14 protein-coding genes and 1 pseudogene are annotated in these 18,969 nt (G+C 56.9%); 6 read left to right on the forward strand and 9 right to left on the reverse strand.

Annotated elements, in window-relative coordinates:
- Nucleotides 1-306 precede the first annotated feature (306 nt).
- Nucleotides 307-1,005 carry a hypothetical protein gene (locus X265_RS35640; RefSeq protein WP_128929758.1) on the forward strand — a complete coding sequence of 233 codons (699 nt, stop codon included), beginning with the start codon at nt 307-309 and terminating at the stop codon, nt 1,003-1,005.
- Between the two features lie 946 nt (nt 1,006-1,951).
- Nucleotides 1,952-3,664 carry a nodulation protein NodU gene (gene nodU, locus X265_RS35650; RefSeq protein WP_128955098.1) on the forward strand — a complete coding sequence of 571 codons (1,713 nt, stop codon included), beginning with the start codon at nt 1,952-1,954 and terminating at the stop codon, nt 3,662-3,664.
- Between the two features lie 1,228 nt (nt 3,665-4,892).
- On the opposite strand, the gene X265_RS35655 is transcribed toward nodU, so the two are convergent.
- Nucleotides 4,893-6,098: a pyridoxal phosphate-dependent aminotransferase gene (locus X265_RS35655; RefSeq protein ID WP_128929760.1), complete on the reverse strand. Its 1,206-nt coding sequence runs from the start codon at nt 6,096-6,098 to the stop codon at nt 4,893-4,895.
- Nucleotides 6,099-7,100: 1,002 nt separating this feature from the next.
- Here X265_RS35655 and X265_RS35660 point away from each other — a divergent pair.
- The 4 genes from X265_RS35660 to X265_RS35675 all read left to right on the forward strand — a co-directional run bounded on the left by X265_RS35660 (nt 7,101) and on the right by X265_RS35675 (nt 11,679).
- Nucleotides 7,101-8,690 carry an amidophosphoribosyltransferase gene (locus X265_RS35660; RefSeq protein ID WP_232995602.1) on the forward strand — a complete coding sequence of 530 codons (1,590 nt, stop codon included), beginning with the start codon at nt 7,101-7,103 and terminating at the stop codon, nt 8,688-8,690.
- 8 nt (nt 8,691-8,698) lie between these two features.
- Entirely contained in the window at nt 8,699-9,370 is a 672-nt protein-coding gene (locus tag X265_RS35665) for an HAD family hydrolase (RefSeq protein WP_128929761.1), read from the forward strand.
- A 12-nt stretch (nt 9,371-9,382) separates the two neighbouring features.
- A complete protein-coding gene (locus X265_RS35670) occupies nt 9,383-10,288 on the forward strand; it encodes an NAD(P)-dependent oxidoreductase (RefSeq protein ID WP_128929762.1) in 906 nt (301 codons plus the stop codon).
- 839 nt (nt 10,289-11,127) lie between these two features.
- A complete protein-coding gene (locus X265_RS35675; protein WP_232995603.1) occupies nt 11,128-11,679 on the forward strand; it encodes a hypothetical protein in 552 nt (183 codons plus the stop codon).
- 7 nt (nt 11,680-11,686) lie between these two features.
- Here X265_RS35675 and X265_RS35680 read toward each other — a convergent pair whose 3' ends face one another.
- The 8 genes and pseudogenes from X265_RS35680 to X265_RS35710 all read right to left on the reverse strand — a co-directional run bounded on the left by X265_RS35680 (nt 11,687) and on the right by X265_RS35710 (nt 18,942).
- Nucleotides 11,687-13,462: a phosphoenolpyruvate hydrolase family protein gene (locus X265_RS35680; RefSeq protein WP_188637435.1), complete on the reverse strand. Its 1,776-nt coding sequence runs from the start codon at nt 13,460-13,462 to the stop codon at nt 11,687-11,689.
- A gap of 34 nt (nt 13,463-13,496) precedes the next feature.
- Nucleotides 13,497-14,609: an ABC transporter ATP-binding protein gene (locus tag X265_RS35685; protein ID WP_128929765.1), complete on the reverse strand. Its 1,113-nt coding sequence runs from the start codon at nt 14,607-14,609 to the stop codon at nt 13,497-13,499.
- Nucleotides 14,609-14,851, reverse strand: a complete 243-nt coding sequence (locus X265_RS41580) for an HAD hydrolase-like protein (protein ID WP_232995604.1) — start codon at nt 14,849-14,851, stop codon at nt 14,609-14,611. The genes X265_RS35685 and X265_RS41580 overlap by 1 nt, the downstream gene beginning before the upstream one ends.
- Nucleotides 14,852-15,111: 260 nt before the next feature.
- Nucleotides 15,112-15,435, reverse strand: a complete 324-nt coding sequence (locus X265_RS42365) for an HAD family hydrolase (protein WP_430648592.1) — start codon at nt 15,433-15,435, stop codon at nt 15,112-15,114.
- Nucleotides 15,428-16,060, reverse strand: a pseudogene (locus X265_RS35695) (SDR family NAD(P)-dependent oxidoreductase); the annotation flags it as partial. The pseudogene X265_RS35695 and the gene X265_RS42365, both read right to left, overlap by 8 nt.
- Nucleotides 16,061-16,196: 136 nt before the next feature.
- On the reverse strand, nt 16,197-17,138 hold the full coding sequence (locus tag X265_RS35700) for a ribokinase (protein WP_128929766.1): 942 nt from the start codon (nt 17,136-17,138) through the stop codon (nt 16,197-16,199).
- Entirely contained in the window at nt 17,135-17,899 is a 765-nt protein-coding gene (locus X265_RS35705) for a carbohydrate ABC transporter permease (RefSeq protein ID WP_245470880.1), read from the reverse strand. The genes X265_RS35700 and X265_RS35705 overlap by 4 nt, the downstream gene beginning before the upstream one ends.
- Nucleotides 17,900-18,006: 107 nt before the next feature.
- On the reverse strand, nt 18,007-18,942 hold the full coding sequence (locus X265_RS35710; RefSeq protein WP_232995606.1) for a carbohydrate ABC transporter permease: 936 nt from the start codon (nt 18,940-18,942) through the stop codon (nt 18,007-18,009).
- Between the last annotated feature and the right edge of the window lie 27 nt (nt 18,943-18,969).

The raw sequence follows: 18,969 nt of genomic DNA on the forward strand, positions 1-18,969 counted from the left end.
CCGAGATCCCATCGCGCTGTTGGAGCCGTAGCGAGGGGTGCAGATGCCGGGAGAGGCTACCACACTGCCGCTGTCGGGGCGGTGGGCGGAGTCACCATCAGCCGCCGCATTTGCACGTGGGGGACGCGTTAAAGAACCGAGAAGGAGCATGCGGCGCACTGTCGGAGTCACGACACACCCGTTCTACCTGAGACACGTGCCAGATGAGAATAAGAAGGAAACTCAGACTGACGGTTTTGGTATGCTTCTTGAACTCAGAAGCTGACCCGCCGTGTAATGCTCCATCCGAGAATAGGAAATGCTGCAATGAGCGCACCGAATTTGACCAAGCGAGCTAATGCCCTCGGAACCGACAAGGGGAATGAGGTAGGCGACGCCCACGGCTACACCAGCTTCTACTCTTTTCTGTTCGAAGAATTCCGCCAGCAACCTTTCACGATGGTCGAGATTGGATTACAACACGGAAACGGCTCTCTCGATCCCGATGTAGTGGTCGGTCGCAAGGTTGACGACATTCCGTCTATTAAGATGTGGCTGGAGTTCTTTCCCAAAGCCGAGATCATCGGATGCGACGTTGCCGATTTCAGCGCCTTTAAGATGGACCGGTTCCGTTTCGAGCGCCTTGACATGGGCGATACGGTAGCCCTGGAACGCCTAGCGAACTCGCTCCCGCCCGTAAGGATCATCATTGATGACGCTTCGCACGCAGCTTATCACCAGCAGCTTGCTCTAGCGAAGCTGTTTCCCATCGTCGAGCCTGGCGGTTTCTACTTTATCGAGGATCTACATACCACGCACGGGATTGCCGCACGATTGCCTTCCTGCAATTCAACTGAGACCGTAGTTGAGAAATTCGCTCAGACACGTCGGCTCGACATTCCGTTCCTGCCCGCGATCGAGCGTAGAAACCTCGAGACTACAATCAGGAAGATGTTCATTCATCGCGACGACAAGGGGGGTGTCAGCCGCTGGACCATGAAAATGGTGGGATTTGAAAAGTACTAAAGAGTCAACCGAACTTTCCCGCGACCAACATGCCTATCTAGTCGGCGGTCTTCGCTCGCGCACGTGAGACCACTAAAATGTTGATCTCAGAAATATGAATGGGTTCACAATGGTGGAAAAATGGCGATAGAGGTGATTTGCTGGCTGGAGCGGCTTGGCAATTCCCGTGCCTCGCTGCCGCGCGATACGGCGGCTCGAAGTCTTTGTGTTGGAGTTACAAGCTGCGGGCCGTCTAGCTACTTGATCGACGATCGCCAAGCTTTCTCGACAACAACGTTAGATTGAGGCCCTGGCTCTTTACGGACTTCAAGGCCAGGCTGTACAACGAATTCGCTGGCCATGAGCGACACGTCACGCAAGGCCTCGACAGGTGCGCCGACGACGACAATAAATTTGGAGAGGCTGCGCACCTCGAGCCGCCCGTCGACGTCAACATCGCGCCGAGTCGGCCAAATTCCTTCGTCCGCTTGGCCTGCACGCGGTAGCTCTCGATGATCGATGCATCAATGATCTGCGTGTTGCGGTACTTCCGCTGTTGACCGGAGAAGCCAAACCGACCGCCGAGTCCAGTTCGCGGCGGTAGGTCGGATAGCACCTCCCAATTGGCGTAGCGCATGCTTCTGTCCGAAAACACACTCGTCTGATGTCAGGAACCCGCCAAGCAGTTTGCGAACGCGAGAGTCGGCCGAGAAACCGCGAGGGATTCCTGCGATTTGCATTGGTCTAGATCGTGCACTGCGCTACGTGCGGCATCTAGTAATCGGATCGCCGCGCTGGGGTCACGCTGCTAGTGCCGAGACGGTCGTGGGTATGTGGAATGCAACCTTAGACCGACGTCGAGCGCGAGCGGTGCCAGAATCGATCCACGACGATTTCCTATTCGCATCTTTCTAAGTTCGATTCGGTCTTTGTCAATCGAATTGCCGGCATCAGACAAGGAGGCACTATGCGCATCTGCGGTATCAAGCTGACACATGACGGCGGGATTGCTCTTGTTGAGGACGGACGGCTTATCTTTTGTATCGAGCAGGAGAAACGGAGCAACAATCCGCGGTATCAAACAATCGACAACCTCGATGCAATCGTCGTCGCTTTGACCGAACACGGTCTGGATCCGCAAGAAGTTGATCAGTTCGTCATCGATGGCTGGGCGGGGGTGGCGGAGTCGCAGTTCCAGGTTCTCAGCGGGACGACACCGATCACTCTCAAAGGGGCGCCCTATGTTGAACGCCATGCCGACGGCCTTCTCACCTCGTGCGATGGCTCTGGTCTTAGGCTCGATGGCAGCGATTTCCCTTATAGAAGCTATCCGCACGTCACAGGCCATGTAGCCTCCGCATACTGCACCAGCCCCTTTGCCAAAGCTGGACAGCCCGCCTTCTGCCTCGTGTGGGACGGCGGCACCTTTCCACGTCTTTATCACGTAGAACATCGAGGCGCTCAGTTCATCGAATGCCTGTTCCCGGTGATTGGGCATGTCTATGCCGCCGCGGGACTTCATTTTGGACCGTATAAGCAGGCGAACCGCGCTAACTGGGACCTGGGTGGCCCCGGCAAGGTGGACCCGGGCGGTGCCGGCAAGCTTAACCTGGGTGTAGCCGGCAAGCTGATGGCGTATATCGCGCTCGGGTCTGTCATTGAAAACATTGTCACGGTCTTTGAGGAACTCTACCAGGAGCGCTTTGCGGCCGACACGAAACTTGCCAGTTTCCGTACAGACATTGAGAGCATGGAGTCCGCGCTTGCGGCTGTGCATGACTTCTTCGACGCCAGCGCGCGCCACCTAAAGGCCAGGGCCCCCGAAGATGTGCTGGCATCGTTTCATTGCTTCCTCGAGCGTCTCCTCGTCCGCAAAATGGCGCTTGCTTTGCAGCGGCATTCATATCTTGGGGCGCGCAATCTGTGCGTAGCAGGTGGCTGCGGTCTCAATATCAAATGGAACAGCGCACTACGTGCGACAGGCCTGTTCGATGCCGTCTGGGTGCCCCCGTTTCCGAATGACAGTGGCTCGGCAATCGGTGCCGCTTGCTGCGCAATGGTGGTGGAAAAAGGCTTCTCGCCGTTGGAATGGTCGGTATATAGTGGTCCAGCCTTGCAACGTCGAGATGTACCCCCCGAATGGAAGGCCGCGCCGTGTAGTCTGCATGAACTTGCGACCATTCTTGCCGGCAACAAGCCCGTGATTTTTCTTACCGGCCGCGCCGAGCTTGGGCCTCGGGCGTTGGGTAGCAGAAGCATTCTCGCCCCCGCGACCTCGCCGCGAATGAAGGATTATCTCAACGACATCAAACTTCGCGAACACTTCCGGCCAGTGGCTCCGATATGCCTAGAGGATCGTGCGCCGGATATATTTAGTCCCGGAACACCGGACCCTTACATGCTTTTCGATCACCAGACACGACCAGAATGGCGGGACAAAATCCCCGCTGTTGTACATCTCGATGGATCGGCGCGATTGCAGACGATTTGCAGGACCTCTCAGCACAAAGTCGCCGAGCTTCTCGTCGAATACGAAAAGCTCACAGGCATTCCGCTGCTTTGCAATACGAGTGCAAACCACCATGGACGTGGGTTCTTCCCGCATGTCGCAGCAGCCTGCGAGTGGGGACGCGTCGAGCACGTATGGGGCGACGGCATACTGTGGACCAAAGCTCGATAACCGTGCGGCGCGACAATCAGTGACAGTGCTTCCCAACCAGATTGTCGCGCTATAATAGCCTGTTCTAGAGGGCGCACAACGCAATTTGAGTAATACTCGGTAGAGCGGCTCCGGCGACGAATGCAGCCTCCCTGAGCGTCGCCCTCATCCAGCCGCCAGGATTTGACTTGTGTCGCAGTTGGCGCGAGCGATTAGTTTTTGTAAGGCGGCACGAGTACACCAACGTGATCACTTAGAGTTGCGGCATGGCCGCAATCTGACAGTGCAACGCAATACGCACGTGGCCTCGCTTGCCAAGGGAAACGCCAACTGTTTTGGCCGGGATCAGCACAATCCACGCGCTGTAGTAAGCGGATGTGTTCGGAATGGCTTGACGCATATCCGAGTCCGAAAAGAGTACGGCTGCTTTTCGGGTGCAGCAGTCGCAGGACCAACGGCCTATGAGCTTAGCAGGGTGCGAGTGGGCATCCTGGATCCCCGACCTCAGAGGATGACACCTGATACGAATGAAGTTCGCATAGCGCGCTCGGCGATGGTGTTGAGGTGGCGGGTTCGCGCGCTTCGGTGCTTCGGTAGTACCATCGATCGGATCGAGAACGAACGCGGCGCCTCGGTGACCGACAACGTCCCTTGGTCAGCATCCCTCCTGCCGATGAACGAAAGCACGTCTGGGCCGCGCTGGCAGTGACAGTTCAAATTGACGGCAGACCTGATTCACGATTAACCCCCGCCAGCGACCGACCATGTACGGATCGTAAGCGAACAAGCTCACTTGCCGTCCGCACTCGAAGATCCTGTCGTCGCCGATTGTCCTGCTGCACCTGTCTGTGGCCGCAGCAAACCAGAGGACCGCTTAACCCTACATTGCCATCCATGTTGAACGAGCGTGGCTTATGCCGCACCAGAGCTTCCTCTGCGCTCCCCGTTGGAACAAGCCGCCGCCGCTAGTAAGGACTCTTATGGTTCGGATCGAGTTCGATTTTGCAGTTTATGACTGGCCCACGTTAGACGTTTTGAGCTCGACTCTTGAGTGAGACTCACAGCGATGCCCTTATCACGGACCAGATCAGGAGATTGATCGCCAGAAGTGGCGGCATCGCTAGGGCTTAATTTTGAAATAGAGCAATCTCGCCGTTAACAAGATATCGAAAGCCCTATCCGCCGCTTAGCGGCAATGGATGAGGTGAACGACGGACACTCAGCTCAAATTCCTTCATTTCTGATGCGGTTAGGTCCCTGGCTGCCCGCGCCTTAGACCGTTGAGCGCCTCGACGATGCGTTTGAGCCCCATCTCCAATAGCTCCGGTGGAGCACCGAAGGAGAGACGTAGGCCGTTCGCGTCGCCGAAAGCGTCGCCTGGAACACATCCTACATTAGCTTCTTCGAGGAGCACTCGTGCGATGTCATCGGCAGATCGCACTGAGCCTTCAGTCCGCAAAGCAGACAAAAGCCGACTCAGATTGAGATAAAAACAGAACGAACCATCGGCGCGGGATGGAGTTACATCGCGTAGATCAGAAAGGATGTGAAGACCTATGTTGCGAGCGTCGACAAGACGCTGATAGATCTGCTCCTCAAAGCTGCCATCGCTGGCTTGAAGGTGGTGCAGGATCGCCTGCTGCGCGATTACATTCGGAGTTGCGATTGCATGGCTCTGAAGCTTTCTTACCGCGGAAACGAGCTGCGCGGGCGCGGCGAAATAGCCCAAGCGCCAGCCGGTTATCATCAACTCCCTTGAAAACGACTTGACTATGATCGTCCGCGAACGTACCCGGGGGTGCGCCATGACGATCGACTCGTGGTGACGAAAACCAGTGAATACCAGTCCCGAGTAGCACTCATCGGAAATGATCCATATCTGGCGTTCGATAGCGAGTTCGCCGATATCTTGTAGTATCGTTCGATTGTAGACTGCGCCGGTCGGGTTATTTGGCGAATTGATTATTATAGCTTTCGTCTGCGGTGTGACAGCAACTCGGATTGCACTGATATCGGGAATATATCTCGGGCAGCGAGCATCAACGAACACTGGTGCTGCACCAGCGAGAACGACCTGGGACAGCAATATCGGCCGCCAGGGGCGAATAATGATAACCTCGTCGCCCGGCGCTAGGACAGTCACGGCCGCATAGAGCAGCGCTTGCTGCGCGCCCGTAGTGATTACGATCTCTTCCGCACTCCAACCAACGCGCGTTTCGACCGAGAGCTTTTCGGCGACGGCCCTGCGAAGGGGCGTAAGCCCAATGAGATCGACATAGCGGTTCGCTTCGGCGTTGACCGCAGCCATCGCTCCTTCGCACACTGATGAGGACGGCTCGACGACGATTTCGTCGGTTGCCAGATCAATGAACCGGCGCCCAATCACAGCTACCGTGGCTAAGTCGTGGCCGGCTTTTCGGGATCTAGAAAGGAAGGACATCGGGCGCGACGGCATAGGCGCTCTCCTGCAAAGTTGTCGCGCTTGTGAAGTGATCCCAGCCGCGTGACCGGACGTTCCTTGATCTGTTTCGGAGATATCGCTCTTCGGGTTGAACAAGCTCTTCCCAACCGCCGAGAGTTCACCGAAACCACCAAGCCCTTTCTCAATATGCACAACACGTGGTTGCGACTACTCCGGAATTGAAGCCGAACACGCACAAGACGCGGACCAGAGCCAACCGCAGCCGACCTTCAGTAGTATTGGCACGGCGATAATGCTGGGAACAAACAGATCGACTTTTGGACCCCGATGTCGCTCGGCAGGACGCCACCATGCAATGCGGGCTGGTGAGCGCGCCACGAGTCGTGCCATCTGCCAACTTGCCGAAGCTCCTGTCTTCATCAACGAGCGCATGGCAGCGTTCAGCCTCAACACGCCACAACCTCCATGTGATCGTTCTGCGACCCGCCTTGCCGCCTCGACTAGCCCGTTGACGATAGTCGATTGTGGTTGATCTTAATTGCCGACCTCCTCCCATCTGCCTTGCGATCAGCGCGTGATCCGCAGCAGTTACCCACCGTTCATTGCCAAGAAACCATCTCTTGATCAATCACTATTGTTGGTAGTTCATCCGGGCAATACTTCCTTCTGCTGGATGCCAGCAAAGCCCCGCGGCCGGCTTGGCGCGACTCGCATTGGTCATGCTCGCTAATGTGAGGACACTGCCTCGTACCCACGCGCGAGCGTGAGAGTCTCAGACCAACGGTCGGCGCCTGACACTTTTCGGACGAGCTCGTCGCACCTTAGACAGAATGTCGGGATTCGGACACGGAGCTCATCGCGGGTCGCCAAACTGTTTGCGTATCTCGACCTTCGTTGTTGCATCAGCGCGAGCCAGCTCGTCTGAGGAGTGGTACGGCGCTTGCTTAAAGAGAGCAGAGCCACGTCGTCACGCCGTGGTGCATTCGCCAATGATGCGAGCCGGGACATCGGTTCTTCGACAAGAGGGGTAAAGGCATGTCCGGCGTTGCTGCTGCGTTTTTTTGTCCTTCAAGCAATTCGCAGGCGGATGTTTATGATCGACTCGAGCACATGATCCCGAAACTTGCGCTTCGTGGCCAGGCGGCGGTCGGCGTTGCGGCTTTCATGCACAAACAAGGTATTCGATATGGGAGAGCGTTTCAGTCATCGAGCGCTTCAGTGCGCATTGATCCCAACGAACAAGATCGGCGTTTTCGGCCTCATGTTGCAATCGCTCAAGTCCGTAGCCGATGCCGCGAACTCAGTGATGGCGTCGACCTTCAGTCAATTCATAACAATGCAGGCACCAGCCGCCATCTGGCCATTTCTCTGGATGAGGCCTTGGTCAATGCTCGTGAACTCAGGGGAGCCTTTCTTGCCCAGGAGCAACGATCAACCGTCAACACAGATGCTGAGCTCTTGCTCAAGTGTATTGAACGCTGTTGTGAACGACACTACTGGCGCCACGGTCTAGCGGCCAATTACGAAACCGTTTTTCGAGAGATTGACGATCGTATTGACGGCGCTATTAGCGCGCTTTTCCTGGACGGAGACGGAAATCTCATTGCTTACCGCAATCGAAGCGGCTTGCGACCGTTGGAGACCATGCAAACAGATGACGGGTTCTTGCTCTTCGCCTCTGAAAATTGTGCCTTTGCCGCTCTCGAGGGTAAGACGCGGCAGATCTCGCCGGGCCACATAACGTATGTGGACGGAACGACGGGGGGCAGCGTTAGTCGTGCCGTGCACAACGGGCGACATAAAGCCAGGCTCTGCGCGTACGAAGCTCTCTATTTAGGAAGTCCGAATACGTCGGTCGAAGGCCATTCACATTTCGAAACCCGGTACAATATCGGTGCTGCCTTGGGTGGGATTGTTGCGCAGCGACTGCAAGCTGAAGCAGATCCTACCTGCACACTCGTTTCCTCCAAGCCGCGTACAGGTGGTCCGTTCGCCGATGGCCTGTACGCATCTCTCGCGGAATACGGGCTGCTCGCCGAGCGTCGTGAAGTGGTCGCCACGACGTTTCTTCAGCGAACGCTCATCGGCACGACCGACGAGCGAAAGTCCCGCATTTCTCAAAAGTACCGAGTACTGGAAACTGACCTGACTAAAACCAGCGTAGTAATTGTCGACGAAGCACTCATTCGCGGCGATACCAGTCGAGCTGTCACGAGCATGCTCCTTACCGCCGGAGCCAAAGCCGTGCATTGGGCGATCGGTTCGCCGCCTATAGTGGCTCCGAACTACTACGGCATGGGTATCAACACACTCGATGAGCTCGCATTCTGGCAGATTTGGAAACGACTGCCGTCCGAGCAGCGAACGCAAAGCCTTCGCTTTCACAAGATGGAACCCCACGTTTTGAGACTCATCGAAAGCAACATCGCGACATCCATCAACGCAGCCTCGATAACGTATCTGCCCTTCCCACTGCTAGAATCGTTGCTGCCCCTGAGACCGGAGAGCTTCGATCTGTCACCCTTTACATTCGAGATGCCAACTCGGGCGGGACAGGAGCGGGCGGACAGGAATCTGCGCGAATTGGTGGCTGATCTTCCCCGCATGCAATCAGTTCACGCTTGAGGTCATTAATGAAACCCGTTCTCGTCTTTGATTGGAATGGAACGTTGCTCGATGATGCGCACGCACTGCTTCAAACGACTAATGCTATTCTGAACCGCTTTGGTTACGCGCCGATCAATATGGAGACGTTTCGGGAACATTGCGACCTCCCGCTATCTCTTCTTTATCGCAATCTCGGAATGTCGCAGGACGAGGTTGCGGCCGTGGATCGCGATGGCAGCGCTGTCTTTCACAACACCTATGAACCACTTGCGGATCGCGCCGATCTGCGCGAGGGCGCGCGTAGAGTGCTGGAGCTAGCGCACCGAGAAGCAGCTTTGTCCGTCATCGTGAGCAACCATATCGTTGCCCCCCTTCGGTCCCAATTGAGAAGACTTGGAATCCATGACTACATCAACGAAGCTCTCGCCTTTGAAAGCCGCGCCACTCAATACAAATCGATGAGCAAAGGAGAGCGGCTTCGCCTCTACATGCAGAAGTACAGCCTCGACCCGGCGTCGACGTTTATCATCGGCGATATGCCGATCGAAATGGACATCGCACGCAATCTCGCACTCATAAGCATATCGATCACCGGAGGTTTTGTTTCGGACTCGCGCTTGCGGGCGGCAAATCCTGACTATTCGATTAACAACCATCATGAGCTGTTGCCTATCTTACAAAGGCACGGCTTTTTCTAGAGTGCATGAACCATGTTCAGCGAGGCATCATCACCAAACGCAGGTCCTAGCACTGCGAAACAGAGAATAGGTCTTGTCGGCGTCGGGCGAATGGGAACTGGAATGGGTATTAGCCTGATGCGTCATCAAATTGAACTGCATATCAAAGCCAACAAGAATCGTTTCGGTGCGAATCGATTTGCTTCAGCCGGTGCCCGTGAACATCCTTCGATCGCTGAGTTGGCGCAACATGTAAGCGCTGTGGTGTTGTCCCTACCGTCAAGCCGCGAGGTTGAGGCAGTGTGCCTTGGGCAGGATGGGCTTTTTGTCCATATGTCCCGTGGCGGTTTGATAATTGACTGCACGACATCTTATCCTGCTTCGACAGTTACACTGGCGGAGCAGGCTCAAGAACATGGCCTAGGTTTTGTAGATGCCCCAGTAACACGTAGCCCCGAACAAGCTGAGTTCGGCCTTCTCAATGCGATCGTTGGATCGAACGAGACGCTCTTTCCTGTGGCGGAAGGCATTCTTGCTGCATTTTGTGAGACCGTTCTTCATGTCGGAGAAGTCGGACAGGGTCATAAGCTCAAGCTTGTTTACAACAGCATGACTATGGGCATAGCGGCCGTCGCAGCAGAGGTCTGCCAATTCGCAAAGGCTCTTGACATTGATCTTGTAACACTCCGCTCTCTGGTCAGCCGCGGTTCCACTAACAGCGGAATATTCCAAGCCTTCGCTGCCTTTTTGTTGGGCGAAAAACCCGATGTTCTGGCCGTCTCAATTGCCAATTCCGCAAAGGATATTAATTGCGCTGTGCGCCTAGCGGGCGAGAACGTAGTTTCGGTGCCGATCCTAGCTGCGGCTGCGAACAAGTTAAACGCCTCGGTTGCCTCGGGCAAAGGCGAACTGACTCTACCTCATTTGTCTCACTCATAAAGTCTTCGGTCTAATCGAATTTTACTATCTCACTGCCTTTGGAGGTACGGGCGTGTTCCTTCAATGCCGAGAGCGTGGAAGGGTCCCGCCCTTGAGGATTGGCGCGCTCGTTAGCGACACTCGCGCTTCAATGAATGAGATGCCTAGTGTCCTTTAAGAAAAAGCCGCTGTCAGATTTCTCCAACAGCGGCTTAAGTTGAGGGAGGAAGGCAGACGAACCGGTCTGCCAGCGGAGCCGAAGGCTATCGTTAGCAGGCGACAAATCGGATAGTTGGTCGCCCAACGCATCGACATAGGACGCCGGAGACCACCGCGACCAAATTACCGATTGAATTAGATTTTCCTGGTGCCCCCCAGTTCGGAGAGATTCCGGACGAGACGCTGGACCAGGCTGGAGACTTGCGCCGCCACTCTCGCATTCGGAGAGCGAGGGTCGGCACGGGCTTTGGCGCTTGCGCGTGATCCAGACCATTGAAGGTTGCGGTGAAGCGGAACACCTCTTTCCCATCACTGGCGGCCGCGAGATTTCCCCTTAGTGGCCGCGAAAGGATCCAGCGGGTGATTTTTGCTTCAGCTTCAACCAACCACCGACAAGGGTGACGCCGGCTTTCACACGCACGGATTGAAACATTTACAGGCGAGGCTCCATCCGGGACCGACGCTTGGCCGTCCGCCAAATAATGAGACACGAATTTCCTCCCGGAGCATTCTCAACAATAGGAGGTCTAGACCGGGCTGAAGCATTGTATAACATCGGCGATACTTCCGGGTGGGTAAGAATGGGTATAGTCAGCTGCAAGCTTGCCACGCGCTTAACGGCCGCATCTAGAGGCGCGCCCTTGGAAATCTACGCGCCGTCCCTGCGGAGCTTTCCAGCAGACTCGATGCTCGTAATGGCGACTTTACCTGTCGTCGACTGGAATGACTGTCTTTTGCGAGATTTGCGCAGCCTCGACAAGCAAGCGTCCATTCGCGCCTACGCGGCGATGGTCATGATCGATCCCTTTGCCTGTTGGGAGGATTTTGCCGACTTGCTGAAAGAGGCGAGAATCTCCGGCGTCACAAATTTCCCACCTGCATCTATCATTGAGCAGGCTACGGATGGCATGCCAATTAACTCCGGACTGGAGCTCGAACTTCGACGTATGGAATGGTTCGCCAGCCTGGGATTCAAAATCCTGTTTGTTGCTGCCAAGGATTCTGAGATCACGATGGCAGAGACGAGACTTGGAGCGCATCTCGAAGGTATTGTGTATTTGCCCGAAGAGGCTCTTGCGCGTAGGATTTGCGACGAAATGGGGTTGATCAGCCTTGGCCAACAGGCATCGTCGATGCCAAGGTTCTCGTTTTTGCATGCGACTACGTCGCAGCAAACCCGACGCAAGAAATGAGGGTAGGCTATTCTAGGATCCGCAGTTTCTTTATCTTGTTGTAAAGCGTCTTCCTTGAAAGCCCAAGAGATTGTGCGGTCTTGCCACGGTGGAGCCTGTTTCGTTTTAGGCCTTCGATGAACCACTCGCGCTCGGAGAATGCTCCTTTGGGCCGAGCGGGCGACGTCGAGTTCAGAAGCGGCTTGAGGACGTCAGCAGTTATATGCGCGTCTTTCACCATCACCAGTTGATTGACGATCTGGCGCAATTCTCTCAAATTTCCGGGCCAATGGTGGCCCGCTAACGCCAAGAACGCGGACTTCTCTATTGCCAGCGTTTGTGCATTCGAATCCCCCTTGGCTTCGACGGCAAAATGCTGAATGAGCTGTGGAAGGTCCTCCAGACGGTTTGGCAAAGCGGGTTGTTCTATGTCAAGCCCGGCAAAGAAGGCAAGAAGGCGGGGACATAGAACACTTTCCAAGCTTGCTCCGCGGGTCACTGTCGCGGTTGCGATGATCCGGGCGTTTGACCTTACAACGGATACGCCGTTCAGCGGCGTGAAAGTACCCGTCTCGAGATAGTCCGCGAGACGCTCTTGCCCATCTCGCGACAGCTGATCGACATGCGTCAGCAGGAGCGCGGAATCACTTGCGGCTTCGAGGAGCGACAGTTGGCGCCTCCTATTCTCAGCGCTCTCGGCACCGAACAGCGCACCGACCGTGTCGATTGCCGGCCCTCGGCGGCAATGAAACAGCGCGGCCTTCGTGTGTCTCCGATCGCTAAAGGCATGGACGAGGTTCGCTATCCTTCGCTTTCCCGATCCCGCCTCGCCCCACACCAGCACAGAATTGGGATTACTTGCCAAGCGCCTTGCAGTCTCAAGCACGTGCTTCATGATCGAGGACTGCGCGATGACGCCATGCCGGAATCCGCTCAACTGGAGCTGGCGCTCGAGGAGATCGACCTTCTCTCGCAATAAGTGGATGGTCTTAAAGCCCGAGGTTACCTCGAGAACTGACATTTCGAGCGGGATGCGGTCGAGCGACGAACCGCCAATGAAACCCTGCACACCCGTTTCTCGGCAGATGTCCAGGAGTTCGTCAGGCTTCGTGATTGGCCCGCCACCAAGCAGGCAAATTGCGTTCACGTCGACGGATTGAGCGACACGCGCAACAGCGCTCGTTCGCGCGGCAAGCTCCGACAGGCTGATCGACAAGTCGCATCCGCTTTCGACAGCGCGGTTGAGATTGAAGTTGATACAGATGGCTTCAGCTCCAGCTTCAACCATGCGCCTTGCTTCGGACTGGGTGCGAGTATAAGCGATGGTCATTAGGCCGCGTTTTGCGGCTTTGACCAGGAGTTCGATTTCCCGCTCGTAGCCGAGCCCGCAACTTTCAAGCAGTGATCTCCTGTAGTCATCAATGTGGATGACGGACGGGAAATTGGTGACGCCTGAAAAACCCCATCGCATGATGCGGTCGAGAAAGCGGTCGATATCCAGCTGCGGATCGAAGGTACAAGCGCCAAAAAATACCGGCAATTTCGTTGAGGGCAGGATCTCGGTCCGGCCGAAGCCCGCCACGAATTCGTTTGTATTGCGGATTGGAAGAATTGAGGCTGGCGAAGAGCCCCCCATCGCGCGAAATCGGCCGGCGTTAAGGGCGAGAACGAAATCCGCGCCCGCCCGTTCGGCCGCTCGCGCGGTCATGCCCGATCCTATTCCAGCCCCAAGCATAAAGGAGCGGGAGTTGCGGAAGAACCGCCTGATGCCGCCGCCCTTTGCCTGGTCTGTCCGCGTGTGCATGACTTGCCCGCCTCCTGCACGGCGGTTGCGAAAACTAGCTCCAATTTGCGGGCGCGTGCAACCGGCGCAGCGCCTTTCCGTTCGTCACGAACAGGTGGCAGTCCGCCGGCGACGCCGCAAGACGAACCTTGCCAGACCTCTTCTGTGACTCCGGCTTTGGCGCCTTTGCGACCACCGATTCCTTGCCAGCGTTTCCGTAGATGTAGGTGACGCTGCCAAGATGCTCGACGAAATCGACGTCGAGTTCGATCGCGATCTCTTTCCTCTCCGCCGCAGATGGAGAGAAGTCATCGGGGCGAATTCCGAGTGTGATCGGCTTGCCGACGAGCAATTGATCCGGCTGCACGGGGACGGAGACTGTCGCCCCGGCGTCGAGCCTGACGTCCATGCCCGCCTCGTGCGCCGCCTCGATGTGGCCGCCCAGGAAATTCATCTTGGGTGAGCCGATGAATCCGGCCACAAACCGGGATGCCGGATTGTGATAGAGATCATGCGGGCTTCCCACCTGCTCGATGTTGCCGTCCTTGAGTACGACGATCTTGTCGGCCATTGTCATGGCTTCCACCTGGTCGTGTGTCACGTAGATCATGGTATTCCCAAGCTGCTTGTGGAGCTTGGCAATCTGAACCCGCATCTGCACCCGCAATTCGGTATCAAGGTTCGACAGGGGTTCGTCGAATAGGAACACCTTGGGTTCGCGAACAATTGCGCGGCCAATCGCAACGCGCTGACGCTGGCCGCCCGAGAGTTGTCGGGGTTTTCGGTCCAGAAGATGATCGATCTGTAGCAGCGACGCAGTCTCGGCGACCCTGGTCTCGATCCCGGTCTTCGCAACCTTTGCCATTCGCAGAGGAAAGGCAAGGTTCTCGCGCACAGTCATGTGCGGATAGAGCGCGTAGCTCTGAAACACCATCCCGAGGTTTCGATCCGCCGCATCGACATCATTGACGAGCTCGTTGTCAATCAGAAGCCGGCCGCCGCTGATTCGTTCTAGTCCTCCAATCATTCGCAACAGCGTCGACTTGCCCGATCCCGAAGGTCCGACGAACACGACGAACTCGCCGTGATCGATGGTGAGATCAATGTTCCGCAGGATCTGGATTGTCCCATAGGCCTTGTTGACGCCTTCCAAACGAACATCGGCCATCACGAACTCCTCTGTCGAATCCGTTCGACCAGCGCCGCCGGGACCTCAATCTCTGCCAGGCTGGAGACGATAAAATCAGGTGGCACCAGGGATGGGTCTTCGCGGGGCGGCACGCCGGTCGTGACCAGCACCGTCGGTAGCTTCGCTCGCTTTCCGGCCTGGATATCCGTCTGGATCTGGTCGCCAATCATCAATGTGGCGTTGCGCGCCGTCCCGAGACGGGAAAGTGCCGTCTCGATCATGTGCGGCTCAGGTTTCCCGACAATCAAGGGCTTCACGCCTGTGGCAGCAGCTACAGCTGTGATCGTTGCTCCTGCTCCAGGTTCGAAACCGCCTGCGGTCGGCAGGAGGAGATCGGGGTTGGTGCCGACGAATGCGGCACCGTTCAGGATCGCTTCGACCGCAATCCGCAGCTTCTCATGCGTTATCTAGCGATCGAGGCCCATGACCACGGCATCGGGTTCGCGATCGGTCACATCGAGCCCCGCTTCGGTGATGGCCTTCACCAGCGATGGCGCGCCCACGACGAATACGCGCGTTGCATCCTTGTATGTCGCGCGAATGAGCTCGGCGGCAGTGATGGCGCTCGTGACAACGTCTTTCGGCGTGACGACAAGCCCGAAACTCGCAAGTTTGCGGAGACATCTTCGGGGGTATGGGTGGAATTGTTAGTCACGAAGCAGAACGGCAATCCTGCCGTCTGCCAAGCTCCAAATGTCTGGATAGCATCTGGTATCGCCGCGTTGCCGCGATAAACCACGCCATCGAGATCCGAAATGATACCTTTGACTTGCGGCCAGTTATGGGCCGGGGCGGTATTAGCCATTCATCAGCATCCCGCCGTTCACGTGAAGAATCTGCCCGGTCATATATGAGGCCGCGGGGCTTGCGAGAAAGACAGCAAGACCCGCGATATTCTCCGGTAGACCCACGCGTCCCAGCGGGATCCGGCCACTATGGCGGGCTTCGGTCTCCTCCCGGGGACGCCCGTGCATGGGCGTGTCGATAATGCCAGGGGCGATTGCGTTGACATTGATCTTGAGCGGCGCGCATTCGTAGGCGAGCAGCTTGGTGAGATCGTGGACGATCGCCTTGGACAAGCAGTAGTCGGCGCCGCCAGCCTGATAGTTGAAGACTGCACCTTGCGAGGACAGCGAGGAGCCGACGTTGACGATACGGCCACCTTTCGCCTTCATGAACCGGTCGACCACCAGTTTGGAGGAGCGCAGGACAGCGACTGAGTTGATCTGGATCGTGCGCTCGATCTTTTCCGAATTGCCGTTCAGGAGCGGCTCGGCAGACTTGATGCCGGCGTTATTCACCAGCACATCGAGCCGGCCGAAACGTCTGGCAATCTCATCTAGCACCCTTGCGACATCGTCCTCCCGCGCGACATCCATCGCCATTGGCAGTACGCCGTTGCCATGGGGCAGGCCAGCCAAGGTCTCCCTGAGGTTTGCGAGATTAGCATCGGTGGCAAGGACATTCGCCCCTCCCGCCCGGAATGCATTGAAACAATGGCCGACCCGATGCCTCCACCGGCTCCGGTTACGAGCACCGTTCTATCCGAAACTGAGAACTGTTCAGTCATTCCAACTCCAGGATCGTTTGTGATTGCAGAAATTCGCCAACCGCCTCGCGGCTCGGCATCGAGCTTTGAGCACCGCGGCGCGTCACGCACAGGGCTGCCACCGCGAGCGCCCTTCGTACGGCTTCCCTCAAGGGCAGGCTCTCAGCCAATGAAGCGGCGAAGGCGCCATTGAAAGCATCCCCTGCGGCCGTGGTATCCACGACCTTCACCGGGAAGGCGCGCAGAGAAAAAGATTGCTTCTTGTCGGCATAGTAAGCGCCCTGCGCGCCCAAGGTGATTAGGGCGGCAGCTGGACCGAGATCGAGAAGCTTTAAGGCCGCGCCCGCGGCTGTGTGGAAGTCGAGGACTTCGATCCCTGTGAGCTCAAAGGCTTCCGTCTGGTTCGGCGTGACGAAGTCAACGCTTGCCCACGCGGCCGGTGAAAGCCCGGGCCTGACCGGCGCCGGCTTGAAGATGAGTTCAAAACCCTTGTCCGCCTTCATCTCGAAGAGCCGATTAAGGGCCGAGATCGGCATCCCCATTTCCGCAACAACGATTGCATCGCGCGCGATGAACTCGGCCGCGCGCTCGATCATCTCGGGTGTCACGTTCAAATTCGTGCCAGGGTCTATGACGATCATGTTCGAGCCGTCGTCGCCGACCATGACCAGGGCTGAACCGGAGACCTCGCCCGCAGAGATCTGAATGGCATCTGCGCGAACGCCGGCCTGCATCAGGGACTGCAACAGCCAGTGGCCGGCATCGTCATCGCCGAGACGCGTGTAGAAATGTGGCTTGAGGCCAAGCCGGGCGGCAGCAACGGCCTGATTGGCGCCCTTGCCTCCGGGGTAACGGGTCAAGCCGCCCATCAGGCTTTCACCTGGAGTCGGCAGTCGCTCGACGTTGAAGCAGAGATCGAGATTCGTCGTTCCGAAGAACATCAATGGCCGGGTGTTCATTTTACGGCACCGAAGGTGAGGCCGCGTTCGAGGTGACGCTGGCCAATGACGATCAGGATGACGGGAATGATCATCGTCACGACGAGCCCGGCCGCCATGACGGGATAGAACTGCACGCCCGGATTGAGAAGCTTGAGCAGAGCGACCGTCACCGGCGCCTTGGTCGAGCTCAGCATTAGACCGAGGGCAAAATTGTGCCAGGCGAGCAGGAAGATGAGCAATGAGGCTCCGATCAGTCCTGGCTTCAACAGTGGCAGCACGATGTGCAGCACGACGCGAACGGGTTTGGCGCCGTCCATGGCAGCCGCCTCCTCGATGTCCTTGGGGATGTCCTCGATGTAGGAGCGGCTCAGCCAGACGATCATCGGCAGTGTGACCACCTGGTAGACCCAGATCATGCCGAGATAGGTGTCATATAGCCCGATGGTCTGGAATACGCTGAAGAGCGGGATGACGACCAGGAGAACCGGGGCAAAGCGGAATCCAAGAATGAAGAACGCAATGTCCTCTTTGAGAGGTATGTCGCGCCGCGCCAGCACGTAGCCGGCCGGCACGCCCACGAGCAGAGACACGATGACCGAGCCCAGCGCTATGACGACGCTGTTGGTGATCGGCGTCAAGAAATCGACTTTGATGGTGCCATAGCTGGTCGCCCCCGCCTGGGCGACATCAAACAGCACGCGAAAATTCTCCAGGGTCGGCGAGAACAGAAAGGTCGGTGGCCAGGTCATGACTTCGGCCTGCTGCTTCAGCGACATCATCAATATCCAGATAAGCGGAAAAGCTAGGATAAATGCGCAAACGCCCACGAGCAGGTTGAGGATCAGATTGGCGGGAGTCGAACGATTGACGCGCATGCGCGGCCTCTTCAGCTGACGCGCTGGCGAACAAAGCGCCAGAGCTTGACCATGGCGAACGTCCCGACTAGCACGATCAGCCAATTGACCACCATCAGTGCGGCGCCACGCCCAAAAGCGAGATTCTGGAACGCGGTGATGTAGGCACGTACCGAAAGAACCGAAGTGCTGTTGCCGGGCCCGCCTTGGGTTGTCCCGAAGATGATGTCGAACTGGTTGAGAGACTCGATCAGCCGAAACACCGCCGCGATCAGAATGTAGGGAGCAATCAGAGGCTGCTCGATGTGCAGAAAGGTCGCCAAGCCCTTCGCACCGTTAACGCGCGCGGCTTCTCTCACCTCTTCATTGATGCCCTGAAGGCCGGCGAAGATGATGAGTGCGAAGAAGGGCGTGTAGGTCCATACGTCGATCAGGACCAGGGAGAACATTGCGGTCACGGGATCTGAGATCCAGGCAAATCGGCCGATCCCGACAAGCGACAACAGATAATTCATGATCCCGTTTTGTGGGTCCATCATGGTCGTCCACATGAGCGCTACGCTCATCGGGGGTAGGACGAGGGGCAGGAGAATGACCGGCCGCATCACGCGGGCCAGGAAGACTTCGGTCGCGAACAGCTTGGCAAGCGCGAGACCGAAGGCTGCCTCGGCAAGGACGGCGGATCCAGAGTAGACCAGCGTCGCGCGAATGCTATTCCAGAAATCCTCTGTCTTAATCAGCGCCGCGTAATTGTTGAGGCCGATGAAGTGGACCAAGGGGCGACCGAACCTGAGGTCAGTCAACGACTGATAGACGCCGTAGAAGAACAGAAGCAGAAATCCTACAAGTATGACGATGGCTGGCGCAATTGCTGCAATGCTCCACCAGTCAAGACGCGGCTCCTCAGCGCTCTTGATCCGCCGATCCTGTGAGGAGGCAAGTTGGCTGGCCGAAGACTGCAGCGTCACGATTGCGTCGTATCCTCGAAGTTCCAT

Source organism: Bradyrhizobium guangdongense (assembly GCF_004114975.1).
GTDB classification, from domain to species: Bacteria; Pseudomonadota; Alphaproteobacteria; order Rhizobiales; family Xanthobacteraceae; genus Bradyrhizobium; species Bradyrhizobium guangdongense.

Coding starts and splice junctions, on each gene's coding strand:
- X265_RS35640 (WP_128929758.1), top strand. CDS start 307: ATGAGCGCACCGAATTTGACCAAGCGAGCTAATGCCCTCGGAACCGAC.
- nodU (WP_128955098.1), top strand. CDS start 1,952: ATGCGCATCTGCGGTATCAAGCTGACACATGACGGCGGGATTGCTCTT.
- X265_RS35655 (WP_128929760.1), bottom strand. CDS start 6,098: ATGCCGTCGCGCCCGATGTCCTTCCTTTCTAGATCCCGAAAAGCCGGC.
- X265_RS35660 (WP_232995602.1), top strand. CDS start 7,101: ATGTCCGGCGTTGCTGCTGCGTTTTTTTGTCCTTCAAGCAATTCGCAG.
- X265_RS35665 (WP_128929761.1), top strand. CDS start 8,699: ATGAAACCCGTTCTCGTCTTTGATTGGAATGGAACGTTGCTCGATGAT.
- X265_RS35670 (WP_128929762.1), top strand. CDS start 9,383: ATGTTCAGCGAGGCATCATCACCAAACGCAGGTCCTAGCACTGCGAAA.
- X265_RS35680 (WP_188637435.1), bottom strand. CDS start 13,462: ATGCACACGCGGACAGACCAGGCAAAGGGCGGCGGCATCAGGCGGTTC.
- X265_RS35685 (WP_128929765.1), bottom strand. CDS start 14,609: ATGGCCGATGTTCGTTTGGAAGGCGTCAACAAGGCCTATGGGACAATC.
- X265_RS41580 (WP_232995604.1), bottom strand. CDS start 14,851: ATGATCGAGACGGCACTTTCCCGTCTCGGGACGGCGCGCAACGCCACA.
- X265_RS42365 (WP_430648592.1), bottom strand. CDS start 15,435: ATGGCTAATACCGCCCCGGCCCATAACTGGCCGCAAGTCAAAGGTATC.
- X265_RS35700 (WP_128929766.1), bottom strand. CDS start 17,138: ATGAACACCCGGCCATTGATGTTCTTCGGAACGACGAATCTCGATCTC.
- X265_RS35705 (WP_245470880.1), bottom strand. CDS start 17,899: ATGATGTCGCTGAAGCAGCAGGCCGAAGTCATGACCTGGCCACCGACC.